This window comes from Streptomyces hilarionis (assembly GCF_024539675.1).
Taxonomy (GTDB): Bacteria; Actinomycetota; Actinomycetes; order Streptomycetales; family Streptomycetaceae; genus Streptomyces; species Streptomyces hilarionis.
Window position 1 is genome coordinate 1 of the sequence record NZ_JAHHIT010000479.1, and the last position, 409, is coordinate 409.

Here is a 409-nt window from a genome sequence, read left to right on the forward strand (position 1 = left end):
ATATTCCACTGATGCTGGCGCAACGTGGCATACAGGTGCCGTGCTTCATCGCTGCCCAGTTGTTCGGCCAGGTTGCTGCTGGGCGGCACCTCGGGCGACAGGGCGAGCGGTAGCGGCGCAATCACACCCTGCAATTCCGCTGGCAGGCAATCGCTATCGATCACCCCATCTTCAGCCAACGCCACGGCGTAACGTAGCCCATTGAGCAACTGGCGGATATTGCCAGGCCAGGGGTGGGCCAGAAGCCGGGCCCGCGCCTCGTTGTCCAGGCGTAACCCGGCTGCGCCGGGCTGGGCGGCCAGCAATTCATCGAGCAGTTCGGCCCGGTCGCTGCGTTCGCGCAGGGCCGGCAGGTGCAGGGTCATGCCGCTGAGCCGGTAGAACAGGTCTTCGCGAAACTGTTTGGTGC

The 409-nt window shown here is 65.0% G+C and carries 1 protein-coding gene; it reads right to left on the reverse strand.

Annotation, left to right across the window (positions count from 1 at the left end):
* Positions 1-409: AAA-type ATPase lid domain-containing protein (locus tag KMS84_RS39195; RefSeq protein ID WP_498066970.1), on the reverse strand; the 409-nt coding region annotated here is incomplete at both ends.